General features: G+C 59.5%; 23 protein-coding genes, 1 tRNA gene and 1 pseudogene. 19 read left to right on the forward strand and 6 right to left on the reverse strand.

Annotated elements, in window-relative coordinates; translation table 11 throughout:
- Window positions 1–168 (forward strand): annotated as a pseudogene (locus tag EOL43_RS09450) (electron transfer flavoprotein subunit alpha/FixB family protein); the annotation flags it as partial.
- A gap of 418 nt (window positions 169–586) precedes the next feature.
- On the opposite strand, the gene EOL43_RS09455 reads toward EOL43_RS09450, so the two are convergent.
- A complete protein-coding gene (locus EOL43_RS09455) occupies window positions 587–1,285 on the reverse strand; it encodes an IS6 family transposase (RefSeq protein ID WP_133487912.1) in 699 nt (232 codons plus the stop codon).
- Window positions 1,286–2,310: 1,025 nt separating this feature from the next.
- Here EOL43_RS09455 and EOL43_RS15645 point away from each other — a divergent pair.
- Window positions 2,311–2,646 (forward strand): Rap1a/Tai family immunity protein, encoded by a 336-nt coding sequence (locus tag EOL43_RS15645; RefSeq protein WP_420867511.1) that lies wholly within the window; start codon window positions 2,311–2,313, stop codon window positions 2,644–2,646.
- A gap of 100 nt (window positions 2,647–2,746) precedes the next feature.
- Here the strand turns inward: EOL43_RS15645 and EOL43_RS09470 are convergent, their stop codons facing one another.
- Together EOL43_RS09470 and EOL43_RS09475 are read right to left on the reverse strand one after the other, a co-directional pair.
- A complete protein-coding gene (locus EOL43_RS09470) occupies window positions 2,747–3,157 on the reverse strand; it encodes a thermonuclease family protein (protein WP_133487918.1) in 411 nt (136 codons plus the stop codon).
- Window positions 3,158–3,252: 95 nt separating this feature from the next.
- Window positions 3,253–3,342, reverse strand: a tRNA-Ser gene (locus EOL43_RS09475).
- 198 nt (window positions 3,343–3,540) lie between these two features.
- Here EOL43_RS09475 and EOL43_RS09480 point away from each other — a divergent pair.
- The 16 genes from EOL43_RS09480 (at window position 3,541) to EOL43_RS09555 (ending at window position 18,648) form a co-directional block, all read left to right on the forward strand.
- Complete coding sequence (locus tag EOL43_RS09480) at window positions 3,541–4,464, forward strand: SPOR domain-containing protein (protein WP_133487920.1); 924 nt, start codon at window positions 3,541–3,543, stop codon at window positions 4,462–4,464.
- A gap of 61 nt (window positions 4,465–4,525) precedes the next feature.
- Window positions 4,526–5,725 carry a D-alanyl-D-alanine carboxypeptidase family protein gene (locus tag EOL43_RS09485; protein WP_133487922.1) on the forward strand — a complete coding sequence of 400 codons (1,200 nt, stop codon included), beginning with the start codon at window positions 4,526–4,528 and terminating at the stop codon, window positions 5,723–5,725.
- A gap of 6 nt (window positions 5,726–5,731) precedes the next feature.
- The gene (gene tmk / locus EOL43_RS09490; protein ID WP_133487924.1) at window positions 5,732–6,361 is read left to right on the forward strand and encodes a dTMP kinase; all 630 of its coding nucleotides are present in this window, start codon (window positions 5,732–5,734) and stop codon (window positions 6,359–6,361) included.
- Window positions 6,358–7,485, forward strand: a complete 1,128-nt coding sequence (locus EOL43_RS09495; protein WP_133487926.1) for a DNA polymerase III subunit delta' — start codon at window positions 6,358–6,360, stop codon at window positions 7,483–7,485. Before tmk ends, EOL43_RS09495 begins: the two co-directional genes overlap by 4 nt.
- A gap of 16 nt (window positions 7,486–7,501) precedes the next feature.
- Window positions 7,502–8,305 carry a TatD family hydrolase gene (locus EOL43_RS09500; protein ID WP_133487928.1) on the forward strand — a complete coding sequence of 268 codons (804 nt, stop codon included), beginning with the start codon at window positions 7,502–7,504 and terminating at the stop codon, window positions 8,303–8,305.
- On the forward strand, window positions 8,302–9,123 hold the full coding sequence (locus tag EOL43_RS09505) for an MBL fold metallo-hydrolase (RefSeq protein ID WP_133487931.1): 822 nt from the start codon (window positions 8,302–8,304) through the stop codon (window positions 9,121–9,123). Before EOL43_RS09500 ends, EOL43_RS09505 begins: the two co-directional genes overlap by 4 nt.
- Complete coding sequence (locus tag EOL43_RS09510) at window positions 9,120–10,055, forward strand: AEC family transporter (protein WP_133487933.1); 936 nt, start codon at window positions 9,120–9,122, stop codon at window positions 10,053–10,055. The genes EOL43_RS09505 and EOL43_RS09510 overlap by 4 nt, the downstream gene beginning before the upstream one ends.
- Before the next feature lie 177 nt (window positions 10,056–10,232).
- Window positions 10,233–11,435 (forward strand): 3-oxoadipyl-CoA thiolase, encoded by a 1,203-nt coding sequence (gene pcaF, locus EOL43_RS09515; RefSeq protein WP_133487935.1) that lies wholly within the window; start codon window positions 10,233–10,235, stop codon window positions 11,433–11,435.
- A gap of 2 nt (window positions 11,436–11,437) precedes the next feature.
- Window positions 11,438–12,415 carry a 1,2-phenylacetyl-CoA epoxidase subunit PaaA gene (paaA, locus tag EOL43_RS09520; protein ID WP_133487937.1) on the forward strand — a complete coding sequence of 326 codons (978 nt, stop codon included), beginning with the start codon at window positions 11,438–11,440 and terminating at the stop codon, window positions 12,413–12,415.
- A gap of 11 nt (window positions 12,416–12,426) precedes the next feature.
- Window positions 12,427–12,711, forward strand: a complete 285-nt coding sequence (gene paaB / locus EOL43_RS09525; protein ID WP_108856777.1) for a 1,2-phenylacetyl-CoA epoxidase subunit PaaB — start codon at window positions 12,427–12,429, stop codon at window positions 12,709–12,711.
- Window positions 12,711–13,469: a 1,2-phenylacetyl-CoA epoxidase subunit PaaC gene (paaC, locus tag EOL43_RS09530; protein WP_133487939.1), complete on the forward strand. Its 759-nt coding sequence runs from the start codon at window positions 12,711–12,713 to the stop codon at window positions 13,467–13,469. Before paaB ends, paaC begins: the two co-directional genes overlap by 1 nt.
- A 1-nt stretch (window position 13,470) precedes the next feature.
- Window positions 13,471–13,932, forward strand: a complete 462-nt coding sequence (gene paaD / locus EOL43_RS09535) for a 1,2-phenylacetyl-CoA epoxidase subunit PaaD (protein WP_133487941.1) — start codon at window positions 13,471–13,473, stop codon at window positions 13,930–13,932.
- 19 nt (window positions 13,933–13,951) lie between these two features.
- On the forward strand, window positions 13,952–15,016 hold the full coding sequence (locus tag EOL43_RS09540; RefSeq protein ID WP_133487943.1) for a 2Fe-2S iron-sulfur cluster-binding protein: 1,065 nt from the start codon (window positions 13,952–13,954) through the stop codon (window positions 15,014–15,016).
- Between the two features lie 10 nt (window positions 15,017–15,026).
- Window positions 15,027–15,785 carry a Phenylacetic acid catabolic protein gene (locus EOL43_RS09545; protein WP_133487945.1) on the forward strand — a complete coding sequence of 253 codons (759 nt, stop codon included), beginning with the start codon at window positions 15,027–15,029 and terminating at the stop codon, window positions 15,783–15,785.
- Window positions 15,786–15,821: 36 nt separating this feature from the next.
- Window positions 15,822–17,849 (forward strand): phenylacetic acid degradation bifunctional protein PaaZ, encoded by a 2,028-nt coding sequence (gene paaZ / locus EOL43_RS09550; RefSeq protein ID WP_133487947.1) that lies wholly within the window; start codon window positions 15,822–15,824, stop codon window positions 17,847–17,849.
- A gap of 7 nt (window positions 17,850–17,856) precedes the next feature.
- The gene (locus EOL43_RS09555; protein ID WP_133487949.1) at window positions 17,857–18,648 is read left to right on the forward strand and encodes a PaaX family transcriptional regulator; all 792 of its coding nucleotides are present in this window, start codon (window positions 17,857–17,859) and stop codon (window positions 18,646–18,648) included.
- A 55-nt stretch (window positions 18,649–18,703) separates the two neighbouring features.
- On the opposite strand, the gene rpoH is transcribed toward EOL43_RS09555, so the two are convergent.
- The 3 genes from rpoH to EOL43_RS09570 all read right to left on the reverse strand — a co-directional run bounded on the left by rpoH (window position 18,704) and on the right by EOL43_RS09570 (window position 22,294).
- Complete coding sequence (gene rpoH, locus EOL43_RS09560) at window positions 18,704–19,600, reverse strand: RNA polymerase sigma factor RpoH (RefSeq protein ID WP_133487951.1); 897 nt, start codon at window positions 19,598–19,600, stop codon at window positions 18,704–18,706.
- A 182-nt stretch (window positions 19,601–19,782) separates the two neighbouring features.
- On the reverse strand, window positions 19,783–21,228 hold the full coding sequence (gene cls, locus EOL43_RS09565; RefSeq protein WP_133487953.1) for a cardiolipin synthase: 1,446 nt from the start codon (window positions 21,226–21,228) through the stop codon (window positions 19,783–19,785).
- 31 nt (window positions 21,229–21,259) lie between these two features.
- Window positions 21,260–22,294: an RluA family pseudouridine synthase gene (locus EOL43_RS09570; RefSeq protein WP_133487955.1), complete on the reverse strand. Its 1,035-nt coding sequence runs from the start codon at window positions 22,292–22,294 to the stop codon at window positions 21,260–21,262.
- On the opposite strand from EOL43_RS09570, the gene EOL43_RS09575 reads away from it, so the two are divergent.
- A complete protein-coding gene (locus EOL43_RS09575; protein WP_240686514.1) occupies window positions 22,293–22,622 on the forward strand; it encodes a DUF6476 family protein in 330 nt (109 codons plus the stop codon). The genes EOL43_RS09570 and EOL43_RS09575 overlap by 2 nt on opposite strands.
- Window positions 22,623–22,637 lie beyond the last annotated feature (15 nt).

Below are 22,637 nucleotides of genomic sequence, written 5' to 3' on the forward strand. Positions count from 1 at the left end.
ATCGCCGTGGGCATCTCGGGCGCCATCCAGCACTTGGCTGGGATGAAGGACTCGAAGATCATCGTCGCGATCAACAAAGACGAAGAAGCACCGATCTTCCAGGTTGCAGACTTCGGCCTGGTTGCCGACCTGTTCGACGCTGTGCCGGCCCTGACCGACGCCGTCTGATCGGACACCGCAAAAGACACGAAAGGCCCGCCCACCCGGCGGGCCTTTTCCGTTTCAGACCCTGTGAGTCGACAAGCTGGCCAGAAGTTTGTTGGCAAGCCGCACAACTTATGTTTCACGCAGCCGGTATTAGGGACGCTGGCCAAAAATGATCTCTGCCACCGTCGCATCTGATAGAGAAAACCACCAGACAGTTATGCGCCTGTGTCAAAAGTACGGCTTGCTTGCATCTGGTTTCCAACTGAATCGCAGAACCAAATAGACGAAGAAAAAAGGCGGGTATGGCGGACAAGGGGCAAATACGTGGTCACCAAGGAAGGCAACAAATCACCTAACCAATTGTTTTATTTAATTAATTGAGATGGCGGTGCTGTCAGACGAATTCGAACTCGTCTCAAAATGCTAGATGCTCTAACTTCTAGCAAGCAAACAAATTGCACCAATCGGTTAACGATTGGGCGCGGAGTTCTTTAAATCTGATACGGGTCTCGAGGTGACGTTGGTGGCTGAACTGGTTAAAAATAGCGGCGTGGATTGAGGTGAATTTCTGTAAGCTTCGCATCGATCTAAAGCGGCACATCGCGCGTTCTCGTCGTCGAAAATGTAAGTGCGAGTTTTCTGATTGGTTGTTCTCGTACTGTCCAGTTTCGTGGCGACCGAGCAGATTCAAATCACGCAAGGCTGCGCGATATGAACCCAATTTATCGGTCACAATTTCATGTGGCGAGCCATGAGCGGAAAGCAATTTCCTCAGCATTTTAAGGGCAGCTCGGCGATCACGCCGCTTCGAAACGAAACTTTCGAGAACCACGCCCTCGTGATCGATAGCGCGCCATAAGTAGAAGCGCTCGCCATTGATTTTCACAAATACTTCATCAATGTGCCAACGCCAATTCGAGTGGCCCCCTACCCTTCGCCGCCGGATTTCCTTCGCGAACATCGGCCCGAAACGGTTCCACCAAAATCGGATCGTCTCGTGTGTGATGTCGATACCGCGCTCATGCAGAATGTCTTCGACCTGGCGCAAACTGAGCGGAAATCGGACGTAATACATCACTGCAAGCTTGATGATTTCGGGACTGGTTTTGAAGTACTTGAACGGGGAACGCTTACTCATGGATCGAGAAATCGCAGATCAAGCTTGGATCGGCAAGTTCCTCTGACAGGATCCTCCAGAAGCCACTGGTCAATCTTGTCTGTGAAACCATCAAGCATAGGGCGACGAATATCCTGAACCCGCTGATAGCCCGGCGGCAAAGGATATGCGCACATCTTCTTGACAGTGCCCCGCGCCAAACCAAAATCCCGCGCGATCGAACGTTGACTACGACCCTCATCAAAATGCGCACGGCGCACCTGCAAATAAACTTCCACGGTGTAAATCCTCCAGCCCTCCCTGCNTAGTAGTATTGGAGAAAATCATGCGAAGAAAAAGCGTCGTAGGGATAGCAATGGCAGCCATGCGATTTGCGACCATTTCAGAGGCAGAACAATTCGACGGAAAAATGAACTGTCAGGTCAAGACCAATACGGTGATTGAAATCGAAGAAGGGCTTCCCAGTACCTATACAGGTATTGAGGATAGATTTGAGGTTGGTGATACGCTTGAACTAACCTATGAATTTGGCGATAGCTTGCCTGAGTTTTACCTGTCTTTAGAAGACGTCAAGCGTGGCATACCCGTCACGTACTCTTATGTAGGTGGCGATGATTTACTCGAAGCCATTTCAGCGCCCAAACGAAGCGACATCCTAGTTTTTGAAGATGACTTTTCTCAAACTTCGTTTGGCAAAGACTACATTCGCATCGAAGTTATCGGACATCCTGAACTTCGCTTGACGCGCTACTATAAGAGCGACTGGCAGGGAATTGCATCGGGGTTTATTGCGGCCGCTCATGCGGCCCAAATATATACATTAGATTGCAGAACAGTTTCAGGTGATATCGACAATACACTAGAGGCGCTATTCGAGCTTTCAACAAACGAAAACTATGGAGAGTAAGGGCGTCTAGTTGATCAATAATGAGCGCACCCTTTACTATCAATAGCACTCCAGCAGCCTCGGAGCTCGCAACACAAGGTCATCTTCGGAGCAAGCATCTTATTGTTCGTCGGCTGGAGACAAACTTGGAGGAACTGAAGTGAAGTTTACCTTTTTTTCTGCTTTTCTTTTGTCTTCCGGCGCGTGCTGGGCTTCGGAAGATAACACGATTAAGACAAGCAATCTGCTGGAAGTATGTACCCGAGCAGACATGCACTGGATTGACTTTTGCAATGGGTTTTTCCAAGCCGCTCACGACGCGGCAACAATCCAAGGCTATGTGTGCACACCCCTTGGGGTCACCCGTACAAATTTAGTAGAACTCTTTGAAACGGAAGTGACTAAACTAATCTCTATCGATTCCAGTATCTCTGAGGCAAGTGGGCTAGCTACCGCCATTTCCATCCTGACTGATGCCTTCCCGTGCAACAACTGAAAGATTGAGTTTTACACTGCTCCACCTAGAGCTTCGATCAAGTTAGCCCCAACCTTCCGACAGGAACTAGAGGTACTGTGCAGGTCACGGGAGCGGCGAACTAGCAATAGGGAGCCTGACGGATGTATCGCCGAGCATCTTTGGTCTCGAATTTCCGATACCGTCCACCCGAGTATCTGGCGCAATCGAGTGCGTTGCCTGTCGCGATGACGGAGGCGGCAAGGTCGTGCTCACCGACATAACAAATGCCAACATAGCGGTCGTAAGTTTTGTCACCATTCAAATGGCACACGACGATTTTCCCAGCGACCAGCTTCTGGAGCGCTTGCGTGGCCGCCCTATACCGTGCCTTACCTCGCTCGGGTGCGTCGATGCCGTTTAGCCTAATCTTGATCTTCCCAACCCAAAGGGTGTCTCCATCGATGACACGGGCGCGCCCTTTGATTTCAGCCGCCTGCGCAGCAGTCGCCAAGGTGGCGAGTGCAAAAATCAGAAGAAGAAGTCGTGTCATCGCAAACTCCGATACAAAACGGCGGGCGAAATGGGGGACAGCAGCTTTTCTATAATGACTAACATGTTGGAAAATTATAGTTATTCCGAGATTAATGGCGGAGGAGGTGGGATTCGAACCCACGGTAGACTTTCACCTACGTCGGTTTTCAAGACCGGTGCATTCAACCACTCTGCCACTCCTCCGACGGGTTGAGGCTTAACTTCCATCAAGCGATTCTGAAAGTGAAGAATTCACGCGGGAAGGTGCTCATGGGGGATGGATGTAATTGCCACTCTTTTCTCGCGTGGATGTTGTGTTTAGACTGCCTGCAAATCCGGGGGATACCCTGTACGAGCAGTCTGGATCCAACGATCCCAAATCAGAGAACCTAGGGGCGCAAAATGTCGATAAAGACCACCGTGAAAGTGGCCATGGCACTTGGAGGTGCCTTTCTTGTTGCTGCATGCGACGACACCAATCTTCCCGGCTTCATGAAAAACGCCAATTCAGGCGAGAAAAGCGTGCAAACGGCGGCCCGTCAGGGAAAAGTCATCGAGCGTGACGTCGAAGCGCCCGAGGTCTTTCAGGTGACCGAGAAAGGTCTTTGGGACGGACGCCCCAGCCTTGGTGGCGTCTGGGTCGCGCACCCCAATGCGACAGATCCGGAACGCGTGATCATTCGAAATCCTGCAAATGGGAAAACCGCCGTGGCGGCCCTGTTCCGTCGCGAACGAGAAATTCCGGGACCGCGCCTGCAAGTATCGTCTGAAGCTGCTGCCGAGCTTGGGCTTTTGGCTGGCGCACCCGCCGAATTGACCGTGACAGCCTTGCGCAAAGAAAAGGTCCCTGTGGCGCCCCCGCCCGAGGCCGAACCGGTTCTTGAAGATCCGGAAGAGATCTCGCAATCGACGCTAGATGATCCGATTGCTGCTGCTGAAGCCGCACTGGACCGGACCGAGAAAACGACGCGACGCATTGGCACACGCCCCGCGCCCAAGCCCGCCGCCAAGCCCGAGGCCGGTGCAAAACCTGCCGCCGCGGCCAAGCCCGCAGCTGATGCCAAGCCCGCCGCCCCTGCTCCGGCAAGCAAGCTTTCCAAGCCCTTTATCCAGATTGGCATCTTCTCGGTCGAACAGAACGCGAAGAACACGGCAGAGTCTCTGCGCGGGGTCGGGATTATTCCGACCATCAAACCGGGCGACTCGAACGGCAAGAAGTTCTGGCGCGTGGTTGCTGGCCCGGCGACAAACAAGGCCGAGCTCGCTACTTTGCTGAAGAAGATTGAAGGACTTGGCTTCGTCGACGCCTATGCCGTCTCGAACTGATACCGGAACGCAGATATCGGGCCCAAGGCCCTACAGAGCAACCAAAGGACACACCCTGACTATGTTTCGTCGCCTGACTTTGCGCATTTCGACCCTTGTGGCGTTGGTTTTCCTTGCAGCACTGCCCGCGCACGCCTTTGATACGCGCGCCACATCGGCTTATGTGTTGGATGTGACCACGGGCACCGTTCTGCTTGAGAAGAAAGCGGATCTTCCCCTGCCGCCAGCGTCGATGTCCAAGCTTATGACGGTCAACATGCTGTTCGAAGCGCTGGCAGATGGCCGCGTGACGTTGTCGACCCCGTTTGGCGTGTCTGACCGGGCGGCTAATATGGGCGGCTCGACCATGTTCCTGACCCAAGGCGACCGCCCCACGGTCGAGGATTTGCTGCAGGGGATCATCGTTCAGTCGGGCAATGACGCCTGCGTGGCTGTTGCCGAAGGCCTGGCGGGCACCGAAGACGCTTTTGCCCGCATGATGACCGACCGCGCCCGCAACATGGGGCTGGAAAACACCAGCTTCGGCAACGCCTCGGGCTGGCCGCATCCGATGCAGCGCATGTCGATGAAAGATCTGGCGCTTCTGGCACGCCATCTGATTGTCGAGTTCCCGGACTACTACCGTTACTTCTCGCAGACTGAATATCATTACAAAGACCGCGCGCCGGACAACCGCTTCAACCGCAACCCGCTTCTGCGGCTTGGCATCGGTGCAGACGGATTGAAAACCGGTCACACGCAGGAAGCGGGCTATGGTCTGGTTGGCTCGGCCCGTCAGGGGGATCGTCGCATCGTCTTCGTGATCTCGGGCATGACCTCGGAAAAGGAACGCGCGGAAGAGGCCGAGGCCATCGTCAACTGGGCCTTCCGTCAATTCACCATGAAAACCACGGTCAAAGCCGGTCAGCGCGTGGCCGAGGCGCCCGTTTGGCTGGGTTCAAGCGCCTCTGTTGGGCTGGTCCCGGCCGAGGATGTGAATATGCTGATCCCCGCAGGGCAGCGTGGCGACATGACCGCAACGGTCAGCTGGACCGGCCCGATCCCTGCGCCGATCGCACAGGGGCAAGAACTGGCCCAGATGGTCATCAGCCGCGATGGGTTAAGCGACACGGTCGTGCCCCTTTATGCCGAACACGGCGTCGGCAATGCGGGCTATACCAAGCGCCTGACCACCGCCGCCAGCAAGGTTCTGACGATGGTCATGGGTGGCGACGCCCCGCCCCCGCTGGCGCTTCCCGGCGCGTCGTCGACGACAAACTGATCTGACATGGGCGGGTTATTCATCAGCTTCGAGGGCATCGACGGCTCGGGCAAGTCGACGCAAGCGCGCCTGCTGGCCGAGGCTTTGCGCGATGCGGGTCACGATGTGGTCCTGACCCGCGAACCCGGCGGGTCCGCCGGGGCCGAGGAAATCCGCGCGCTTGTGCTGGAAGGTGACCCCGACCGCTGGTCGGCCGAGACCGAGCTTCTGCTCTTCACCGCTGCCCGCCGCGACCATTTGGAGCGACTGATCAATCCGGCCTTGGCCGAAGGCAAGATCGTCATCACCGACCGTTTCGCCGACAGCACGCGCATGTATCAAGGCACGCGCTCGGGTGACAAACGTGCACAGGTCGACGCGCTGCATGATCTGATGATCGGCTGCGAACCGGATGTGACCTTCCTGATCGACATGGACCCGGATCTTGGTCACGCCCGCGCCAAGGGCCGCGGCGGCACCGAAGAACGGTTCGAGGATTTCGGCGCCGAGTTGCAGCACAAAATGCGCGCAGGTTTTCTGGAGCTTGCCCAAGACCACCCCGACCGCTTCCGCGTGATCGACGGCACCCGCGACATTGATGTGGTCGCCGCCGATGTGCTGGCGACGGCACTGAACGACATCAAGGCGCACGCATGAGCACCGATCCCGACGACATCCCACAGCCCGACCGGATCGAAGGCGCCCCGCATCCGCGTGAGGCGACCCAGCTGATCGGACAGGACGCCGCGGAACAGGCGTTTTTGTCGGCCTATAACTCGGACCGGATGCACCACGGCTGGCTGATTTCCGGCCCGCGCGGCGTCGGCAAAGCGACATTGGCATGGCGCATCGCGCGCTTCCTGTTGGCCACCCCACCCGATGACGGCGGCATGTTCGCGGCCCCTGCCCCGGACACGTTGGACATTTCGCCCGACCACCCGGTCGCTCACCGGATTGCGGCCCTGTCGGAACCCGGCCTCTTCCTGCTGCGCCGTCCATGGGACGAAAAAGCCAAGCGCCTGAAGGGCGAGATTACGGTGGACGAGGTGCGTAAGCTGAAAAGCTTCTTTGCTCTGTCCTCGGCCGGTGGTGGGCGCCGCGTGGTGATCGTCGATGTGGCGGACGAGATGAACACCAACGCCGCCAACGCGCTGTTGAAACTCCTGGAAGAACCGCCCGAGGGTGCTGTGCTCCTGCTGATCAGCCACCAACCCTCGCGCCTTCTGCCCACGATCCGCTCTCGCTGCCGCGAGTTGCGTCTGCCTCCCTTGACGCCGGACGCACTGTCACAGGTCATGGCAGGGCTGGATGAAACGCCATCAGTGGACGAGGTTCTGCGTCTGAATGAGTTGGCCGCTGGATCCGCAGGCGATGCCCTACGCCTTTTACACCTGAACGGCTTGGGCACCTATGGCGACTTGGTCCAGATCTTTCAAAACCGCGATTTCGACCGCCCCCGTGCGTTGAAACTGGCAGAAAGCGCGGCCGGCAAAGCCAATGCCGAGCGCTATGCGCTGATCCTGCATCTGTTTGACCTGTTTCTGGCCCGACTGGCCCGCCACGGGGCCGGGTTTCACCCAGCGGCCGAGGCCGCGCCGGGCGAAGCTGCTTGCCTTGCGCGCCTATCGCCCCACTCCACTGCGGCGCGCTCTTGGGCCAGCCTGCAACAGGAATTGTCGGCCCGCGCAAGCCATGGACGGGCGGTGAACCTTGACCCGGCTGCGCTCATCCTTGATATGGTTTTCAAGATCAACGACACGGCCGTGAAATTGGCGGCCTGAGGCAAGGACGCCCCCTATGAGCACGCCGAAAATCACCGACAGCCACTGCCATCTGGACTTCCCCGATTTCGAAGGGCGTCTGGACGAGGTGATTGCCAATGCCGCCGACGCAGGCGTGGCCCGCATGGTGACGATCTGCACCAAGATGGCCAATCTGCCACAAGTGCAGCCCATAGCCGAAGCCCACGCGCCCATCTTCTTCGCCGCTGCCACCCACCCGATGAGCGTAGCGTCGGAACCAATGGTCTCGGTCGAGGAACTGGTGGCGCTGGCCGCTCATCCCAAATTCGTCGGCATTGGCGAAACCGGGCTCGACTATCACTACACCGCCGAAAGCCGCGACGTGCAGATCGAAAGCCTGCGGATCCATATCGAGGCCGCGCGCCAAACGGGTCTGCCCCTGATCATCCATTCGCGTGACGCCGATGACGACATGGCCCGCATCCTGACCGAGGAACACGGCAAAGGCGCGTTTGACTGCGTGATGCATTGCTTCAGCTCTGGTCCCGAAATGGCGCAGGCCGCACTGGATCTGGGCTTTTACCTGTCCATGTCCGGCATCGCCGCTTTCCCGCGCAGCAAAGAGGTACGCGAAATCTTTGCCGCCGCCCCGGTCGATCGCATTCTCGTCGAAACCGACGCGCCATATCTGGCCCCGCCGCCCCATCGCGGCAAGCGCAACGAGCCGGCTTTCACCGTACACACTGCCAAAGTGGGCGCCGAGCTATATGGCCTGAGCTATGAAGACTTCGCTGCGCAGACCGAAGCGAATTTCGAGCGCCTCTTCGCTAAGGCCGCCGCGTATCAGGTGCCCGCATGACGGAGCGCGCGCCCGGTACTTATTTCACCATCCTTGGCTGCGGATCCTCGGGCGGCGTGCCGCGTTTGGGGGGCCAATGGGGGGATTGCGACCCGGATAACCCCAAGAACCGCCGCACCCGCTGCTCGGCGCTGGTCACCCGCGTGGGCGAGGATGGAGGCGTCACCCGCGTTCTGATCGACACCTCGCCCGATATGCGCAGCCAGCTTTTGGATGCAGGCGTCGGGGCATTGGATGCGGTGGTCTATACCCACAGCCACGCGGACCACATGCATGGCATCGATGACCTGCGGATGATCGTCTACAACATGCGCAAGCGCGTGCCCGTCTGGGCCGACAGCCCCACGCAGACTGCGCTGATGTCGCGCTTTGGCTATGCGTTCATACAGCCCGAGGGTTCAAGCTATCCGCCCATTCTGGATCTGCACGCGATCCGCGACGACGAAGACGTGGTGATTGACGGCGAAGGTGGCCCGATCCGCCTGACCCCGTTCGAGGTCCGTCACGGCAATATGGACTCGCTGGGCTTCCGTATCGGTGATCTGGCCTATTTGCCGGATGTCAGCGAGATCCCCGAGGACGTGACCCATGTGATCCAAGGGCTGCAGACCTTTGTTATCGACTCGCTGCGTCGCTCGCCCCACCCGACCCATTTCAATCTGGATGATGCGCTGGAGTGGATCAAACGCTCTGGCACCAAGCAGGGCGTGCTGACCAACATGCATATCGATCTGGACTATGACACGGTCCTTGCGGAAACGCCGGACAACGTGACCGTGGCCTATGACGGGATGGTTCTGCCCATTCGGCATTCATGAACGCGCTGATCGATATCGTCCTGCCAGTCTTTCTGGTGGTCGGTTTCGGCTATGTCGTGCGCTGGCGCAATGTGTTGTCGGATGGCGCTGTTGATGGGCTGATGAAGTTCGCCCAAAGCGTCGCGATCCCCTGCCTTCTGTTTCTGGCCATAGCCCGGCTGGATCTGAAATCCGAGTTCAACGCGCCGCTGCTGCTCAGCTTCTATGCAGGCGCACTGAGCGGTTTCTTCGCGGGGCTTCTGGGGGCCCGATATTTGTTTGGCCGACCATGGCCCGACGCGGTGGCGTTCGGGTTCGTCTCGCTCTTCTCAAACTCGCTTTTGCTGGGCCTTCCCATCACCGAACGCGCCTTCGGCCCGGATGCTCTGGCTGGGAACTATGCGATTATCGCGCTGCATGCCCCGTTTTGTTATGCGGTGGGCATCACCGCGATGGAGATCGCACGCGCCCAAGGCAACGGCGCCCTGCAAACGCTGCGCCAAATTGGCCGGTCGATGTCGCGCAACATCTTGGTCTTGGCCATCGCAGCTGGCTTTGTCGTGAACCTGACCGGCCTGCATCTGCCCGGTGTATTCGTCGAGGCCGTAGCGCTTGTGGGTCGCGCCGCCCTGCCGACGGCACTCTTTGCGCTTGGGGGCGTGCTGTATCTGTACCGGCCCGAGGGCGATCTGAAGATCGTGGCGTTCCTGTGCCTGATTTCGCTGGGCCTGCACCCCGCCATCACGTGGAGCTTGGGGAGCACCTTCGCCTTGGAAACCGACGCGTTCCGGTCGGCCATCCTGACCGCCGCCAGCGCACCGGGGATCAACGCCTATGTGTTTGCGAACCTCTATGGCGTGGGCAAACGCGTGGCGGCCACGACGGTTCTGGTGGGCACGGCGCTGTCCATCTTTACCGTCTGGGGCTGGCTTGCCCTTTTGGGCGCTGCCTGACCCATCCCACAACTGCTTTCCTAGGTATTGTTACCAATAGAAGTGCGAGAATAATTTCTCGTAACATATCTATTGTGGCGAATCGTCAATCAGACTATATTCGACCAAACGGTCAGCAATACTCCAAGCCGCCGCAAGCTTATCCCGCGCCGCGCTTGGACATTCCGGGAGGGATATATGGAAGCTTTCATCTGCGACGCGGTGCGCACTCCGATCGGTCGATATGGCGGGGCGCTGTCCAGCGTTCGGGCCGACGACCTTGCCGCACTGCCCATCGCCGCTTTGAAAGAGCGCAACCCAGATGTGGATTGGGCGTCGATTGATGACGTGATCTATGGCTCGGCCAACCAGGCAGGCGAAGACAACCGCAACGTGGCGCGCATGGCCGCCCTTCTGGCCGGTTTGCCGGTCGAGGTTCCGGGCACCACCATCAACCGCCTGTGCGCATCCGGCATGGATGCTGTGGGCATGGCGGCCCGTGGTGTGAAAGCAGGCGACTATGACCTGTGCATCGCAGGCGGCGTCGAAAGCATGAGCCGCGCGCCCTTCGTGATGCCCAAGGCCACCAGCGCCTTCACCCGCGCCAATACGGTTTACGACACCACCATTGGCTGGCGTTTCGTGAACCCGAAGATGGACAAGCTGCACGGCACCCATTCGATGCCGCAAACCGCCGACAACGTGGCCGAGGACTATAACGTTAGCCGCGAAGACCAAGACGCATTTGCAGCCCGCAGCCAAGCCCGCTGGGCCGCTGCGCATGAGGCTGGCATGTTTGCGGATGAGATCATTCCGGTGACCATCCCTCAGCGCAAGGGTGATCCGATTGTTGTCGACACCGACGAACACCCCCGCCCCGGCACCACCGCTGAAAAGCTGTCTGGCCTGCGTGGCGTGAACGGCCCGGACCTGACGGTTACGGCGGGCAATGCCTCGGGCGTGAATGATGGGGCAGCGGCGATGCTAATCGCGTCAGAGACCGCAGCCAACGCCAACAACCTGAAACCGATGGCCCGCGTGGTGGCCATGCAGGCGGCCGGTGTTGCGCCCCGCGTCATGGGCATCGGACCGGTTCCGGCCAGCCGCAAGGCGCTGGATAAGGCTGGTCTGACCATCGACCAGATCGATGTGATAGAATTGAACGAAGCGTTCGCAAGCCAAGGTCTTGCCACGCTGCGCGAACTGGGTGTCGCGGATGATGATCCGCGCGTGAACCCGAACGGCGGTGCGATTGCACTGGGCCACCCGCTGGGCATGTCCGGCGCGCGCCTTGTACTGACCGCCGCATATCAACTGCAACGCACCGGTGGGCGCTATGCGCTGTGCACCATGTGCGTAGGTGTGGGACAGGGCGTTGCCCTTATTCTGGAAAGGATCTGACGATGTATGCACAGATGATCACAGCCGAGGCCTCGGACGAGGATCCCAAGCTGCTTGAAGAATTTCAGGCGCGGATTGACCGCGACGAAAAGATCGAGCCGAAAGACTGGATGCCGATGGCGTATCGCAAGACGCTGATCCGCCAGATCGGCCAGCACGCGCACTCGGAAGTCGTGGGTCAGCTGCCGGAAGGCAACTGGATCACCCGTGCGCCGACGCTAGAGCGTAAGGCGATCCTGCTGGCGAAAGTGCAGGACGAGGCCGGACATGGTCTGTATCTGTATTCCGCCGCGGAAACGCTGGGTGTGTCGCGCGATGAACTGGTCGAGCTCTTGCACGAAGGCAAGATGAAGTATTCGTCGATCTTCAACTACCCCACCCTGAACTGGGCCGATATTGGTGCCGTGGGCTGGCTGGTGGATGGCGCGGCCATCGTGAACCAGGTGGCGTTGCAGCGGACATCCTATGGCCCCTACAGCCGCGCGATGATCCGGATCTGTAAGGAAGAAAGCTTCCACGCACGTCAGGGCTATCACGCGATCATGCAGATGGCGTTTGGCACGCCTGCGCAGAAAGCCATGGCACAAGACGCCGTGAACCGCCTGTGGTTCCCCGCGATCATGATGTTCGGCCCGTCGGACAGCGAAAGTGTCCACTCGGAGCAGTCGATGCAGTGGAAGATCAAAGTGCGTTCGAACGACGACTTGCGCCAGCAGTTTGTCGACCAGACCGTCCCGCAGATCGAGTATCTGGGTCTGGATCTGCCTGATCCCGGGATCAAGTGGAACGAGGAACGCGGTCACTATGACTATTCGGACCCCGACTGGTCCGAGTTCTTCAACGTTATCAAAGGCAAAGGCCCCTGCAACGTGGACCGTCTGAACGACCGGACCAACGCTTGGGAAGACGGCGCATGGGTGCGCGATGGTCTTCTGGCCCATGGCCGTAAAAAAGCCGCTGCACGCACAGCCGCCGAATAAGGAGAGATCACATGTCGAAAGAATGGCCCCTCTGGGAAGTTTTCATCCGCGGCCAGCACGGCCTGAGCCACCGTCACGTGGGCAGCCTGCACGCGCCGGACGCTGAAATGGCAATCAAGAACGCCCGCGACGTCTATACCCGTCGCAATGAAGGCGTGTCGATATGGGTTGTAGAAGCCCAGCACATCGCAGCCTCGTCGCCTGAAGAAAAAGGTCCACTTTACGAGCCCTCGAACTCGAAGGTCTATCGTCACCCGACCTTCTTCGACATCCCCGAAGAAGTGGGGCACATGTAATGGCTGACAACGCACTCTTTCAATTTCTGCTGCGGATGGGCGACAACAGCCTGATCCTCGGCCATCGCGTCAGCGAATGGTGTGGCCACTCGCCGGTGCTGGAAGAAGACATCGCTCTGGCCAACACGGCGTTGGACCTAATCGGCCAGACTCAGTTCTGGCTGGGCCTTGCTGGTGAAGTTGAAGGCAAAGGCCGCTCGGCTGACGATCTGGCTTTCCTGCGCGACGCTTGGGATTACCGAAACGTCCTGCTGTGTGAGCTGCCCAACGGTGACTTCGGCCAAACCCTGATGCGTCAGTTCCTGTATGACGCATGGGCGTCGGTGATGATGGGTCGTCTGATGACCTCGTCCGACGAACGTGTGGCTGCGATTGCGGCCAAGGCATCCAAGGAAGTGGCCTATCACGTGGAACGCTCGGGCGACACGGTGGTTGGTCTTGGCGACGGGACCGAAGAAAGCCACGCCCGCATGCAGGCCGCGCTCGATTACCTCTGGCCCTATGTGGGCGAGATGTTTGATAGCGACGAGGTCGACGCGGCCATGGTTAAGGCAGGTATTGCCCCCGACCCTGCAAGCTTGCGCGAAGAATACGACGCGCTGGTGGGCAAGGTTCTGGGTCAAGCAACCCTGACCATCCCGACCGACACGTTCCACCACAAGGGCGGGCGCACGGGCTATATGCATACCGAGCATCTGGGGCACCTTCTGTGCACCATGCAATGGCTGCAGCGCGCTTATCCGGGCGCGACCTGGTAAGATGGGTCAGCCGTCAGTTGATACGATCTGGGACTGGCTGGACCAGGTGCCCGACCCCGAGATCCCCGTGATCTCGCTGGTCGACCTGGGCATCATCCGGGATGTGAAATGGGAGGGCGACACCCTAAAGGTTGCCGTCACCCCCACCTATTCCGGCTGTCCGGCCACGTCCGTGATCAATTTCGATATCGAAACCGCGTTGCGCGACCGCGGGATCGAGAAGCTGACCCTGACACAGCAGCTGTCCCCCCCGTGGACCACCGACTGGCTGTCGGAAAAGGGCCGTGCGAAGCTTGAAGAATACGGCATCGCCCCACCCTCGCCCAAAGGCGAACCAGACCGCTGCCCCAATTGCGGCGGCCACAATCTGGAACGCACCAGCCAATTCGGCTCGACCCCATGCAAGGCGCTCTGGCGATGCCGCGACTGCCTTGAACCCTTTGACTATTTCAAGTGCATCTAGCGCACTGAGGAGACCCATTATGGCGCGCTTCCACAATCTTACTGTGACCGATATCCAGAAAACCATCCGCGATGCGGTGGTGGTAACGCTCACCCCTGACGACCCCGAAGCCTTTGACTTCACCCAAGGCCAATACATCACCTTCCGTCGCGACTTTGACGGGCAGGAACTGCGCCGCTCCTACTCGATCTGTTCGGGTCTGGACGACGGCAAGCTGCAGGTGGGTATCAAACGTGTCGATGGCGGTGCGTTCTCGACCTGGGCCAATGAAGAGCTGACCCAAGGCGCGACCATCGAAGCCATGACGCCGATGGGTAACTTCCACATCCCGCTGGATGCGACCACCAACCGCCACTATCTGGGCTTTGCCGGTGGCTCGGGCATCACGCCGGTTCTGTCGATCATCAAGACCACGCTGGCCCGCGAGCCGCAGTCGGAATTCACCCTAGTTTACGCCAACAAGGCCGTAACCACGATCATGTTCCGCGAGGAACTGGAAGACCTGAAGAACCGCTATATGGGCCGCTTCAACGTGATCCATATTCTGGAGAGCGACGCGCAGGAAATCGACCTGTTCACCGGTCTGGTGGACGAAGCGAAATGCGCCGCGCTGTTCAAGAACTGGATCGACATCAAATCCGTCGACACCGCCTTCATCTGTGGCCCCGAGCCGATGATGCTGGGCATTGCCAAGGCGCTGCGCGATCATGGGCTGGACGACGCACAGATCAAGTTCGAACTGTTTGCATCCTCGCAACCGGGTCGTGCGGCCAAGAAAGCCGCCAGCTCGACCGCTGCAACCGGCGACGGCATCGAGGCTGTGATCGCGATGGACGGCGCCAGCCGCACCATCACCATGGATGGCGAGACCTCGATCCTGGACGCAGCCCTCGCCAACGACATGGACGCCCCTTACGCCTGTAAGGCCGGTGTTTGCTCGACCTGCCGCTGTAAGGTTCTGGAAGGCGACGTGGACATGATCACCAACCACGCGCTGGAAGATTACGAGGTCGAGAAAGGCTATGTCCTCTCGTGCCAGTCCTTCGCGCGTTCGGGCAAAATCGTCGTCGATTTCGACCAATAAGGAGACCCCAATGTCTGATATGAGCATCACCGATTATCTGGCTCAGGGCGGTGTCCTGACCAATCCCGAAAACGTCCCCGCGCGCTATCGTGCCGAACTGATGCGCCTGATGGCCACCTTTGTGGACAGCGCGCTGGCAGGGGCTGCCGGCTTTGCCGACATCATCAATGACGGCCCGGGCATCAAGGAACGCATCGCAGCCGCCAAGATTGTGCTGGAAAAGACCGACAATGCCGACAAGGTTCTGTCGATCATGGGCGACTTCGGCGCCAACACCGCGCGCTATGCCAACCACCACCCGTGGACGGATCGTCTGGACCGCGACGCCGATATCGGCACCTCGCGTACCGATACGGACATGCGCCTGTCGGTCTTCAACTACCCCATGCAGGGCTGGTCGGATGCCGTGGTCATGAACCTTCTGATGGGTCTGGCCGTGGGCGTGCAAATGAGCGAGTTTAAACGCGTGTCCTATGCGCCGCTCGCCGAAGCCTTCCGCGCCGTTGGCCCGGTCGAGGCCCGTCACGCCGAACTTGCCGCCGAGGGCATCGAACGTCTGGTGGAAACCGGCACCAGCATGGCCGACCTGCAAGCCAGCGTCGACTATTGGTGGCCCCGCGTGGCGGCAAGCTTTGGCAAAGACGTGTCTACCCGCGCCAGCCAGCTGCAGGCCTTCGGGCTGCGCCATTCCAGTAACGCGGAACTGCGCGAGGAATGGGAAGCTGCTGCGGCCGCTCAACTTGAAAAACTGGGGCTGAGCGCGCCTTAAGCGCCGCCCCGACCGCATACGAACAGAGGACAGAGAATGACCCTGATGAAAGTCTCCAGCTTCGCGGCTGGTCAATGGATTGCACCGGGTGCGAATGCCCGCCCCATCGCCTCGGCCATCACCGGGCTGCCGCTTGCAGAAGCGGGTGGCGCGGATCTGGATATGCAGAAGATGATCGACTATGCGCGCAATGTGGGCGGCCCAGCGCTCCGCGAGATGGGCTTTCACGACCGCGCCAAGATGCTGAAGGCTCTGGCGATGCATCTGGGTCAGCACAAGCAGGAACTCTACGACCTCAGCTTCGACACAGGCGCCACGCAATCGGACCACATGATCGACATCGACGGCGGAGTGGGCACTGTGTTCGTCTTCGCCTCTAAGGGTCGACGCGAGATGCCCGATGGCAAGATCTATATCGACGGCGAACTTGAACAGCTGTCTCGCCACGGCACCTTCATGGGCATGCACATCGCGACCCCCCTGCAAGGTGTGGCCGTGCATATCAACGCCTTCAACTTCCCTGTCTGGGGGATGCTGGAAAAGCTGGCGCCGACGCTTCTGGCCGGTGTGCCCGCCATCGTGAAACCTGCGACGGCCACGTCCTATGTGACAGAAGCCGCCGTGCGCATCATGCTGGACAGCGGCATCTTGCCTGAAGGTGCGTTGCAGCTGATTTCTGGCGGTACGGGCGACCTGCTGGACCGCCTTGGTCCGCAGGATATCGTCAGCTTCACCGGCTCGGCGCAAACCGCGTCAATGCTGAGATCGAACCCGAATATCCTGAAAAACTCGGTGCGTTTCGTGGCCGAACAGGACAGCCTGAACGCGTCGATCCTTGGCCCGGACGTCACGCCCGACACCCCCGAATTTGACCTCTTTATCAAAGAGGTACATCGCGAGATGACCACGAAGGCCGGTCAGAAATGTACCGCCATCCGTCGCATCATCGCGCCGGAGGCACAGGTTCAGAACGTGATCGAGGCGCTATCGGCCCGTCTGGACAAAACCGTCATCGGCGACCCGCGCGCCGAAGGCGTGCGCATGGGGGCTCTGGTCTCGGCCGGTCAGAAAGCGGATGTGCTGGAAAAGGCCGCCGCGATTGGGTCAGAAAGCAAGCTTGTCTATGGCAACCCGGATGACAATGACTTCGCCGGAGACGTGGATGCAGGCGCCTTCGTAAAGCCGATGCTGTTCCACTGTGAAACCCCCGACACCGCGACCATCGTGCATGAATGCGAGGCGTTCGGCCCCGTGTCGACCATCATGGGATACCGCGACATTGCCCACGCCATCGAGCTGGCGAACAAAGGCGAAGGCTCGCTGGTGGCATCCGTGATTACAGGTTCGGGCGACGTTGCCCGCGAAGTGGCGATGGGCGCAGGTGCCTTCCACGGGCGCCTTTACTTCAACAACGCGACCTCGATGAAGGAATCGACCGGTCACGGCTCGCCCCTGCCCCACATGGTGCATGGTGGCCCCGGTCGTGCAGGCGGCGGCGAGGAAATGGGCGGCGTGCGTGGCGTGCTGCACTATATGCAGCGGACTGCTATTCAAGGCAGCCCCGACATCCTGACGTCCATCGGCAACCGCTGGGTGCCGGGTGCTGCCGAGATCAAAGGCCCCGCCCACCCGTTCACACGTAAATTTGGCGAGCTGTCGATCGGCGAAACCCTGCACACCAAATCGCGCGAGATCACGCTGGATGATATCGAGCACTTCGCCAACTTCACCGGCGACACCTTCTATGCGCACATGGACAGTGCTGCTGCCAAGCGGAACCCGTTCTTCCCGGACCGCGTGGCGCATGGCTATCTGCTGTTGTCCTTCGCCGCTGGCCTGTTTGTGGAGCCTAACGAAGGTCCCGTTCTGGCCAACACCGGCCTTGACAACCTGCGCTTTATGAAGCCGGTTGAGGCTGGTGACAGCATGAAAGTCCGCCTGACCGTGAAGGCCAAAACACGCCGCACGGACGAGTATGGCGAGGTGCGCTGGCATGTCACCCTGACCAATCAGGATGACGAACTGGTGGCAGAATACGAGCTGCTAACAATGAACGCCTATTGAGGACCCGATGACACTGACCGACCCGCTTCATGACACTCTGGCGCAGTTGCGCGACAGCAGTGATTTGCGCGTCTGGTCGGTGATCGTCACCTTGATGGGGGATCTGACCGTTATGGGTACGCCGGGCGCAGATGCGTCCGGCGTTTCCGGTCAGGCCTTGGGCAAAGTCATGGCTGCCCTTGGCATCCGCCCCGAGGCCACCCGCGTGGCGCTGCACCGGCTGCGCAAGGATGGCTGGATTGAAAGCACCCGACACGGGCGCCGGTCAGTCTATCACCTGACACCGGACGGGCTGGCCCAGACCAAAGCGGTGGCGGATCGCATCTACGGCCCAGCCCGGCCCACGCCTGACCAATGGCACCTGCTGGTCCTGCCCCCACAGGCCGAGGATGATGGCAGCTTTGACAGCCTGATCGCCGAAGGCTTCAGCGAGCTGATCCCCGGCGTATTCCTGGGCACATCTGCTCCGCAAACCACGCCCGACGCCCTGCATCTTTCTGATCCGAATACCGAGCTGCCCAGCTGGGTCATCGCAACGCTCGCGCCGCCAAAATTGCAAATAGATTCGGAACAGTTGCGAAACGCAATTGACCGCCTGCCCCTTGATGCATTGCACGACTTACCTGCGCTGGATCGCGCCGCGCTCCGCTTGGTTTTGCTGCATGAATGGCGCCGTATTGCCCTGCGTTTGCCCGACCTTCCCGTCGAGGCGATCTGCCCCGCGCTTCAAGTGCGTGGTTTAGTACAAGAGGCACTGTCCGCACTTGGCCCTCTGTCGATTGAAGAGCTGACCTCCTAAACGAAAACGGCCCCGCGCAATCTGCACAGGGCCGTTCCATCAATTGCATTCCAGATCAGGCGTGTTCCAGCATGCCCTTCTCAGAAGCAAGCTCTTGCATGCGTTTTTGCAGCTTCTCGAACGCGCGCACCTCGATCTGACGGATGCGCTCGCGGCTGACGTCATAGACGCCCGACAGGTCCTCAAGCGTGACCGGTTTGTCCTGCAGACGACGCTGGGTCAGGATGTCTTTCTCGCGGTCATTCAGAACCTCCATAGCCTGCGCCAGCAGCTCGCGACGGACGTTCATCTCGTCGGTTTCTGCATAGTCGCCTGCCTGGTCAGCATCTTCGTCTTCCAGCCAGTCCTGCCACTGCATCGCGCCTTCGCCGTCGTTGGACACAGTCGCATTCAGCGACGCATCCCCGCCCGACAGACGACGGTTCATGGAAATCACCTCTTCCTCGGTCACGTTCAGATCTTCAGCGATTTTCTGAACGTTCTCAGGACGCAGATCCCCCTCTTCCAGCGCACCAATGCGCGCCTTCGCCTTACGCAGGTTGAAGAACAGCTTTTTCTGGGCCGAGGTAGTGCCAAGTTTCACCAGCGACCACGAGCGCAGGATGTATTCCTGGATCGAGGCACGGATCCACCACATGGCATACGTCGCCAAACGGAAGCCCTTTTCCGGGTCAAACCGCTTCACGGCCTGCATCAGACCCACGTTCGCTTCGGAAATCACCTCGGCCTGCGGCAGTCCATAGCCGCGATAGCCCATAGCGATCTTGGCCGCCAGACGCAGGTGCGAGTTCACCATCTGGTGCGCCGCATCACGATCTTCGTGATCCGCCCAGCGTTTGGCCAGCATATATTCCTCTTCCGGCTCCAGCATCGGGAACTTCCGAATCTCCTGAAGGTAGCGGTTCAAACCGCCTTCGGGCGTCGGGGCCGGTAAATTCTTATAGTTGCTCATTGGCGCAAACTTCTCCTGTCCGTTACCCTCATGTTTAAGGGCTTAACATCGAGATAAGCCTTACAACACTGTTTTCAAGAGGGTGTCGTCGAATTTCGTTACCAGAGTATGAACCTATGAGGGCGATTGTAAGAGGATGACACATTGCCTCACGGATTCGTGCAGAAAGTTGCAAATGCAAATTATAGCAGCGGAGCCATCATTCCAACCCCGTTGATCAGAACCCGTCTGGTAATGGACCAGCTTTCAACCTTCTTGCGCGACACGGGCAGCGAGGCGTTCAGGAAAAGCTCTTGCTTGGCCACAATCGCGCCAACCGTGTCCGGATCTGCCAGCATCATGCAATTCTCATAGTTCAGATCAAAACTGCGTCGGTCCAGATTGGGCGAGCCGATCAGAGCAACCTGCCCGTCCACGGTCAGGATCTTCGCGTGCAACAGGCCGGGTTGGAATTCGTGAATCTCAACCCCCGCCTTCAGTAGCGCACGATAGAAGCTGCGCGAAGCAAAACCGACGAAGTGACTGTCATTGTTGGCGGGCAGGTTCAGCCGCACCCGCACTCCGCGCACGGCGGTGGCGCAGATCTGCTGCTGCAGCGCCTCGGACGGCACATAATAGGGCGTGGTAATCACCACCTCTTCCTGTGCCGAGGCCAGAAGCATCTGCGCCATATCCGGCACACCCTGCACGCTGATATTCGGGCCAGTGCCCGCGACAACGGCTGGGAACCCCCCGTCCGGCACCGGCGTCTCGCGCTGCAGCACAGACGAGATGTCCGCCCCGCCATTCACCATCCAATCCGAAACAAACAGCCGTTGCGACTGCCACGCAACCGGCCCCGTGATGCGCATCATAATATCGACCCAGGGCGCGAATTTTTTCTTCACCAGAAAGGCCGCATCGGCGCAGTTCTGGCTGCCCACATAGGTCGTATCATGGTCGATCACGATGATTTTGCGGTGGTTGCGAATATCAAGGCGGCGGAAGAAGGCAGCGAACAGGGCGAAGCGGAAGGCGAAGGCCACGACGGTCTCGACCCCGGCCTCTTTCATGCTTTTCCACAGGGGATTGGCCAGCAACCCGCGCGACCCCAGCCCGTCAACGATGACCCGACAGGTCACACCCCGTGCGGCGGCTCGCTTCACGGCCTCAGCCACGCGGGTCCCGTTGCGGTCCGTCAGCCAGATATAGAACAGCAGATGCACGTGATCGTGGGCCGCGTCGATATCCGCGATCAGCCAATCAATGCTCTCGTCGCTATCCGTCGTGACCTTGGCGTGATTGCCTGCCACCGGCTGAAACCCGTTGACCGACGCCGCGCGCGCGAAAGATTGGCGATACAGCAAGGGTAGCTCGGGCTGCGGAAGTTCCCCTTGTGGTCGCTTGGGAAGTTCGCGTCGCAAGTCTTTGAGTTTTTTGTCAGACCGACGATCCGAGCTTGTATCCCCAAGGAAAAAATAGGCGATAACCCCCACCAGCGGCAGAGACAGAATCACAACGACCCACGCCAGACGTGACGCGGCCGAGCGGTGCTCGCGCGTAACGGCGCGCGCAATGGTTCCGATGTCCAGAAGCACCAAAACCACGGCCCAGATACCGCCCCAGGATGCCCAGGAAAGCTCGGTCATGCTCGCTCTGCCTCACGCGTATGCGTGCAGTTCAGCCCGCACGCAGGGTTTCAATTAGCTCTAGCATATCGTCAGGAATGGGCGCTTCAAAGCTGAGTTTTTCGCCCGAGACCGGATGCACAAACCCCAATGTCGCGGCATGCAGGGCTTGACGTGGGAAGGCGCGTGCGGCCTCAACAGCCTCGGGGCCGATCACCTTCACGTTCAGCTTACGCCGCCCGCCATAGGTGGGATCTCCGATCAGCCCATGTCCTGCATGAGCCATGTGCACGCGAATCTGGTGGGTTCGGCCCGTTTCCAGCCAGCATTCGATCAGCGCGGCCTGCGCCGGCGTGCCGAAGCTTTCCAAAATCCGCGCTCGCGTCACCGCGTGGCGTCCGCCCGAAAACAGCACCGCTTGCTTCTGACGGTCTGTCTTGTGACGTGCCAGCTGGGTGGTGATCTTCAGGATGTTGCCCTTCTCAAAGCTCGTTCCCTTGATCCCGCCCAGACGCGGATCCGCCTGATCCGGCGCACCGTGGGTGACAGCCAAATAGTGCCGCTCGGCCGAGTGCGCTTCGAACTGTTTTGCCAGCCCGTGATGCGCGGCGTCCGATTTCGCAACCACCAGCAGGCCAGACGTGTCTTTGTCGATCCGATGCACGATCCCGGGGCGCTTTTCGCCGCCGACACCGGACAGGTTGCCGCCGAAGTGATGCAGCAGAGCATTCACCAGCGTGCCCGTGGGCGTGCCGGGCGCGGGGTGTACCACCATGCCCGCCGGTTTGTTCACCACGATCAGATCATCATCTTCGTAAACGATGTCCAGCGGGATATCCTCAGGGCCGATATGGCTTTCATTGGCCTCGGGCACGCGGATCTCCAACTCGTCGCCCTCAGCCAGTTTCGCGCGCGGATCATCCATCACCTGCCCGCCCATCATGACCGCGCCTTCGGCGATCAACTTGGCCAAACGGGACCGCGACAGGTTTGCTTCCTCTGGCACATCGCGCGCAATCGCCTTATCAAGACGCTTGGGCGGGTTCTCGGCTATGATGACCCGGACAATCCGGTGCGAGGTAGACATGGACAAAACTCCTGAACAGGAACTAGACGCGGCCCTAGAGGACAGCGTGGGCCTTGGCACCGTGCGCTATCTGAAAACGATTGTCACGGCAATGACAGTGGCAACGATTCTGGGAATGATCGTGCTGATCACGGTTGTGGTGCTGCGATTCTCTCAGACGTCGCCCGAGGCGACATCCCTGCCCCTGCCCGACCAGATCACCCTACCTGAAGGCGTCAGAGCCGAGGCCGTTACGCTGGGCCGCGACTGGATTGGCATCGTGTCGGGCGATGAAATATTGATCTACGAGACAGACGGACAGCTGCGAAAACGTATCAACCTGCGCTGAAGTGGTCTGTTTTTA

Source organism: Aliiroseovarius marinus (assembly GCF_004360145.1).
Taxonomy (GTDB): Bacteria; Pseudomonadota; Alphaproteobacteria; order Rhodobacterales; family Rhodobacteraceae; genus Aliiroseovarius; species Aliiroseovarius marinus.

Excerpts from the sequence above, each read along its gene's own strand:
- EOL43_RS09455 (WP_133487912.1), bottom strand. The coding sequence starts at position 1,285 with ATGAGTAAGCGTTCCCCGTTCAAGTACTTCAAAACCAGTCCCGAAATC.
- EOL43_RS09470 (WP_133487918.1), bottom strand. The coding sequence starts at position 3,157 with ATGACACGACTTCTTCTTCTGATTTTTGCACTCGCCACCTTGGCGACT.
- EOL43_RS09480 (WP_133487920.1), top strand. The coding sequence starts at position 3,541 with ATGTCGATAAAGACCACCGTGAAAGTGGCCATGGCACTTGGAGGTGCC.
- EOL43_RS09485 (WP_133487922.1), top strand. The coding sequence starts at position 4,526 with ATGTTTCGTCGCCTGACTTTGCGCATTTCGACCCTTGTGGCGTTGGTT.
- tmk (WP_133487924.1), top strand. The coding sequence starts at position 5,732 with ATGGGCGGGTTATTCATCAGCTTCGAGGGCATCGACGGCTCGGGCAAG.
- EOL43_RS09495 (WP_133487926.1), top strand. The coding sequence starts at position 6,358 with ATGAGCACCGATCCCGACGACATCCCACAGCCCGACCGGATCGAAGGC.
- EOL43_RS09500 (WP_133487928.1), top strand. The coding sequence starts at position 7,502 with ATGAGCACGCCGAAAATCACCGACAGCCACTGCCATCTGGACTTCCCC.
- EOL43_RS09505 (WP_133487931.1), top strand. The coding sequence starts at position 8,302 with ATGACGGAGCGCGCGCCCGGTACTTATTTCACCATCCTTGGCTGCGGA.
- EOL43_RS09510 (WP_133487933.1), top strand. The coding sequence starts at position 9,120 with ATGAACGCGCTGATCGATATCGTCCTGCCAGTCTTTCTGGTGGTCGGT.
- pcaF (WP_133487935.1), top strand. The coding sequence starts at position 10,233 with ATGGAAGCTTTCATCTGCGACGCGGTGCGCACTCCGATCGGTCGATAT.
- paaA (WP_133487937.1), top strand. The coding sequence starts at position 11,438 with ATGTATGCACAGATGATCACAGCCGAGGCCTCGGACGAGGATCCCAAG.
- paaB (WP_108856777.1), top strand. The coding sequence starts at position 12,427 with ATGTCGAAAGAATGGCCCCTCTGGGAAGTTTTCATCCGCGGCCAGCAC.
- paaC (WP_133487939.1), top strand. The coding sequence starts at position 12,711 with ATGGCTGACAACGCACTCTTTCAATTTCTGCTGCGGATGGGCGACAAC.
- paaD (WP_133487941.1), top strand. The coding sequence starts at position 13,471 with ATGGGTCAGCCGTCAGTTGATACGATCTGGGACTGGCTGGACCAGGTG.
- EOL43_RS09540 (WP_133487943.1), top strand. The coding sequence starts at position 13,952 with ATGGCGCGCTTCCACAATCTTACTGTGACCGATATCCAGAAAACCATC.
- EOL43_RS09545 (WP_133487945.1), top strand. The coding sequence starts at position 15,027 with ATGTCTGATATGAGCATCACCGATTATCTGGCTCAGGGCGGTGTCCTG.
- paaZ (WP_133487947.1), top strand. The coding sequence starts at position 15,822 with ATGACCCTGATGAAAGTCTCCAGCTTCGCGGCTGGTCAATGGATTGCA.
- EOL43_RS09555 (WP_133487949.1), top strand. The coding sequence starts at position 17,857 with ATGACACTGACCGACCCGCTTCATGACACTCTGGCGCAGTTGCGCGAC.
- rpoH (WP_133487951.1), bottom strand. The coding sequence starts at position 19,600 with ATGAGCAACTATAAGAATTTACCGGCCCCGACGCCCGAAGGCGGTTTG.
- cls (WP_133487953.1), bottom strand. The coding sequence starts at position 21,228 with ATGACCGAGCTTTCCTGGGCATCCTGGGGCGGTATCTGGGCCGTGGTT.
- EOL43_RS09575 (WP_240686514.1), top strand. The coding sequence starts at position 22,293 with ATGGACAAAACTCCTGAACAGGAACTAGACGCGGCCCTAGAGGACAGC.
- EOL43_RS09570 (WP_133487955.1), bottom strand. The coding sequence starts at position 22,294 with ATGTCTACCTCGCACCGGATTGTCCGGGTCATCATAGCCGAGAACCCG.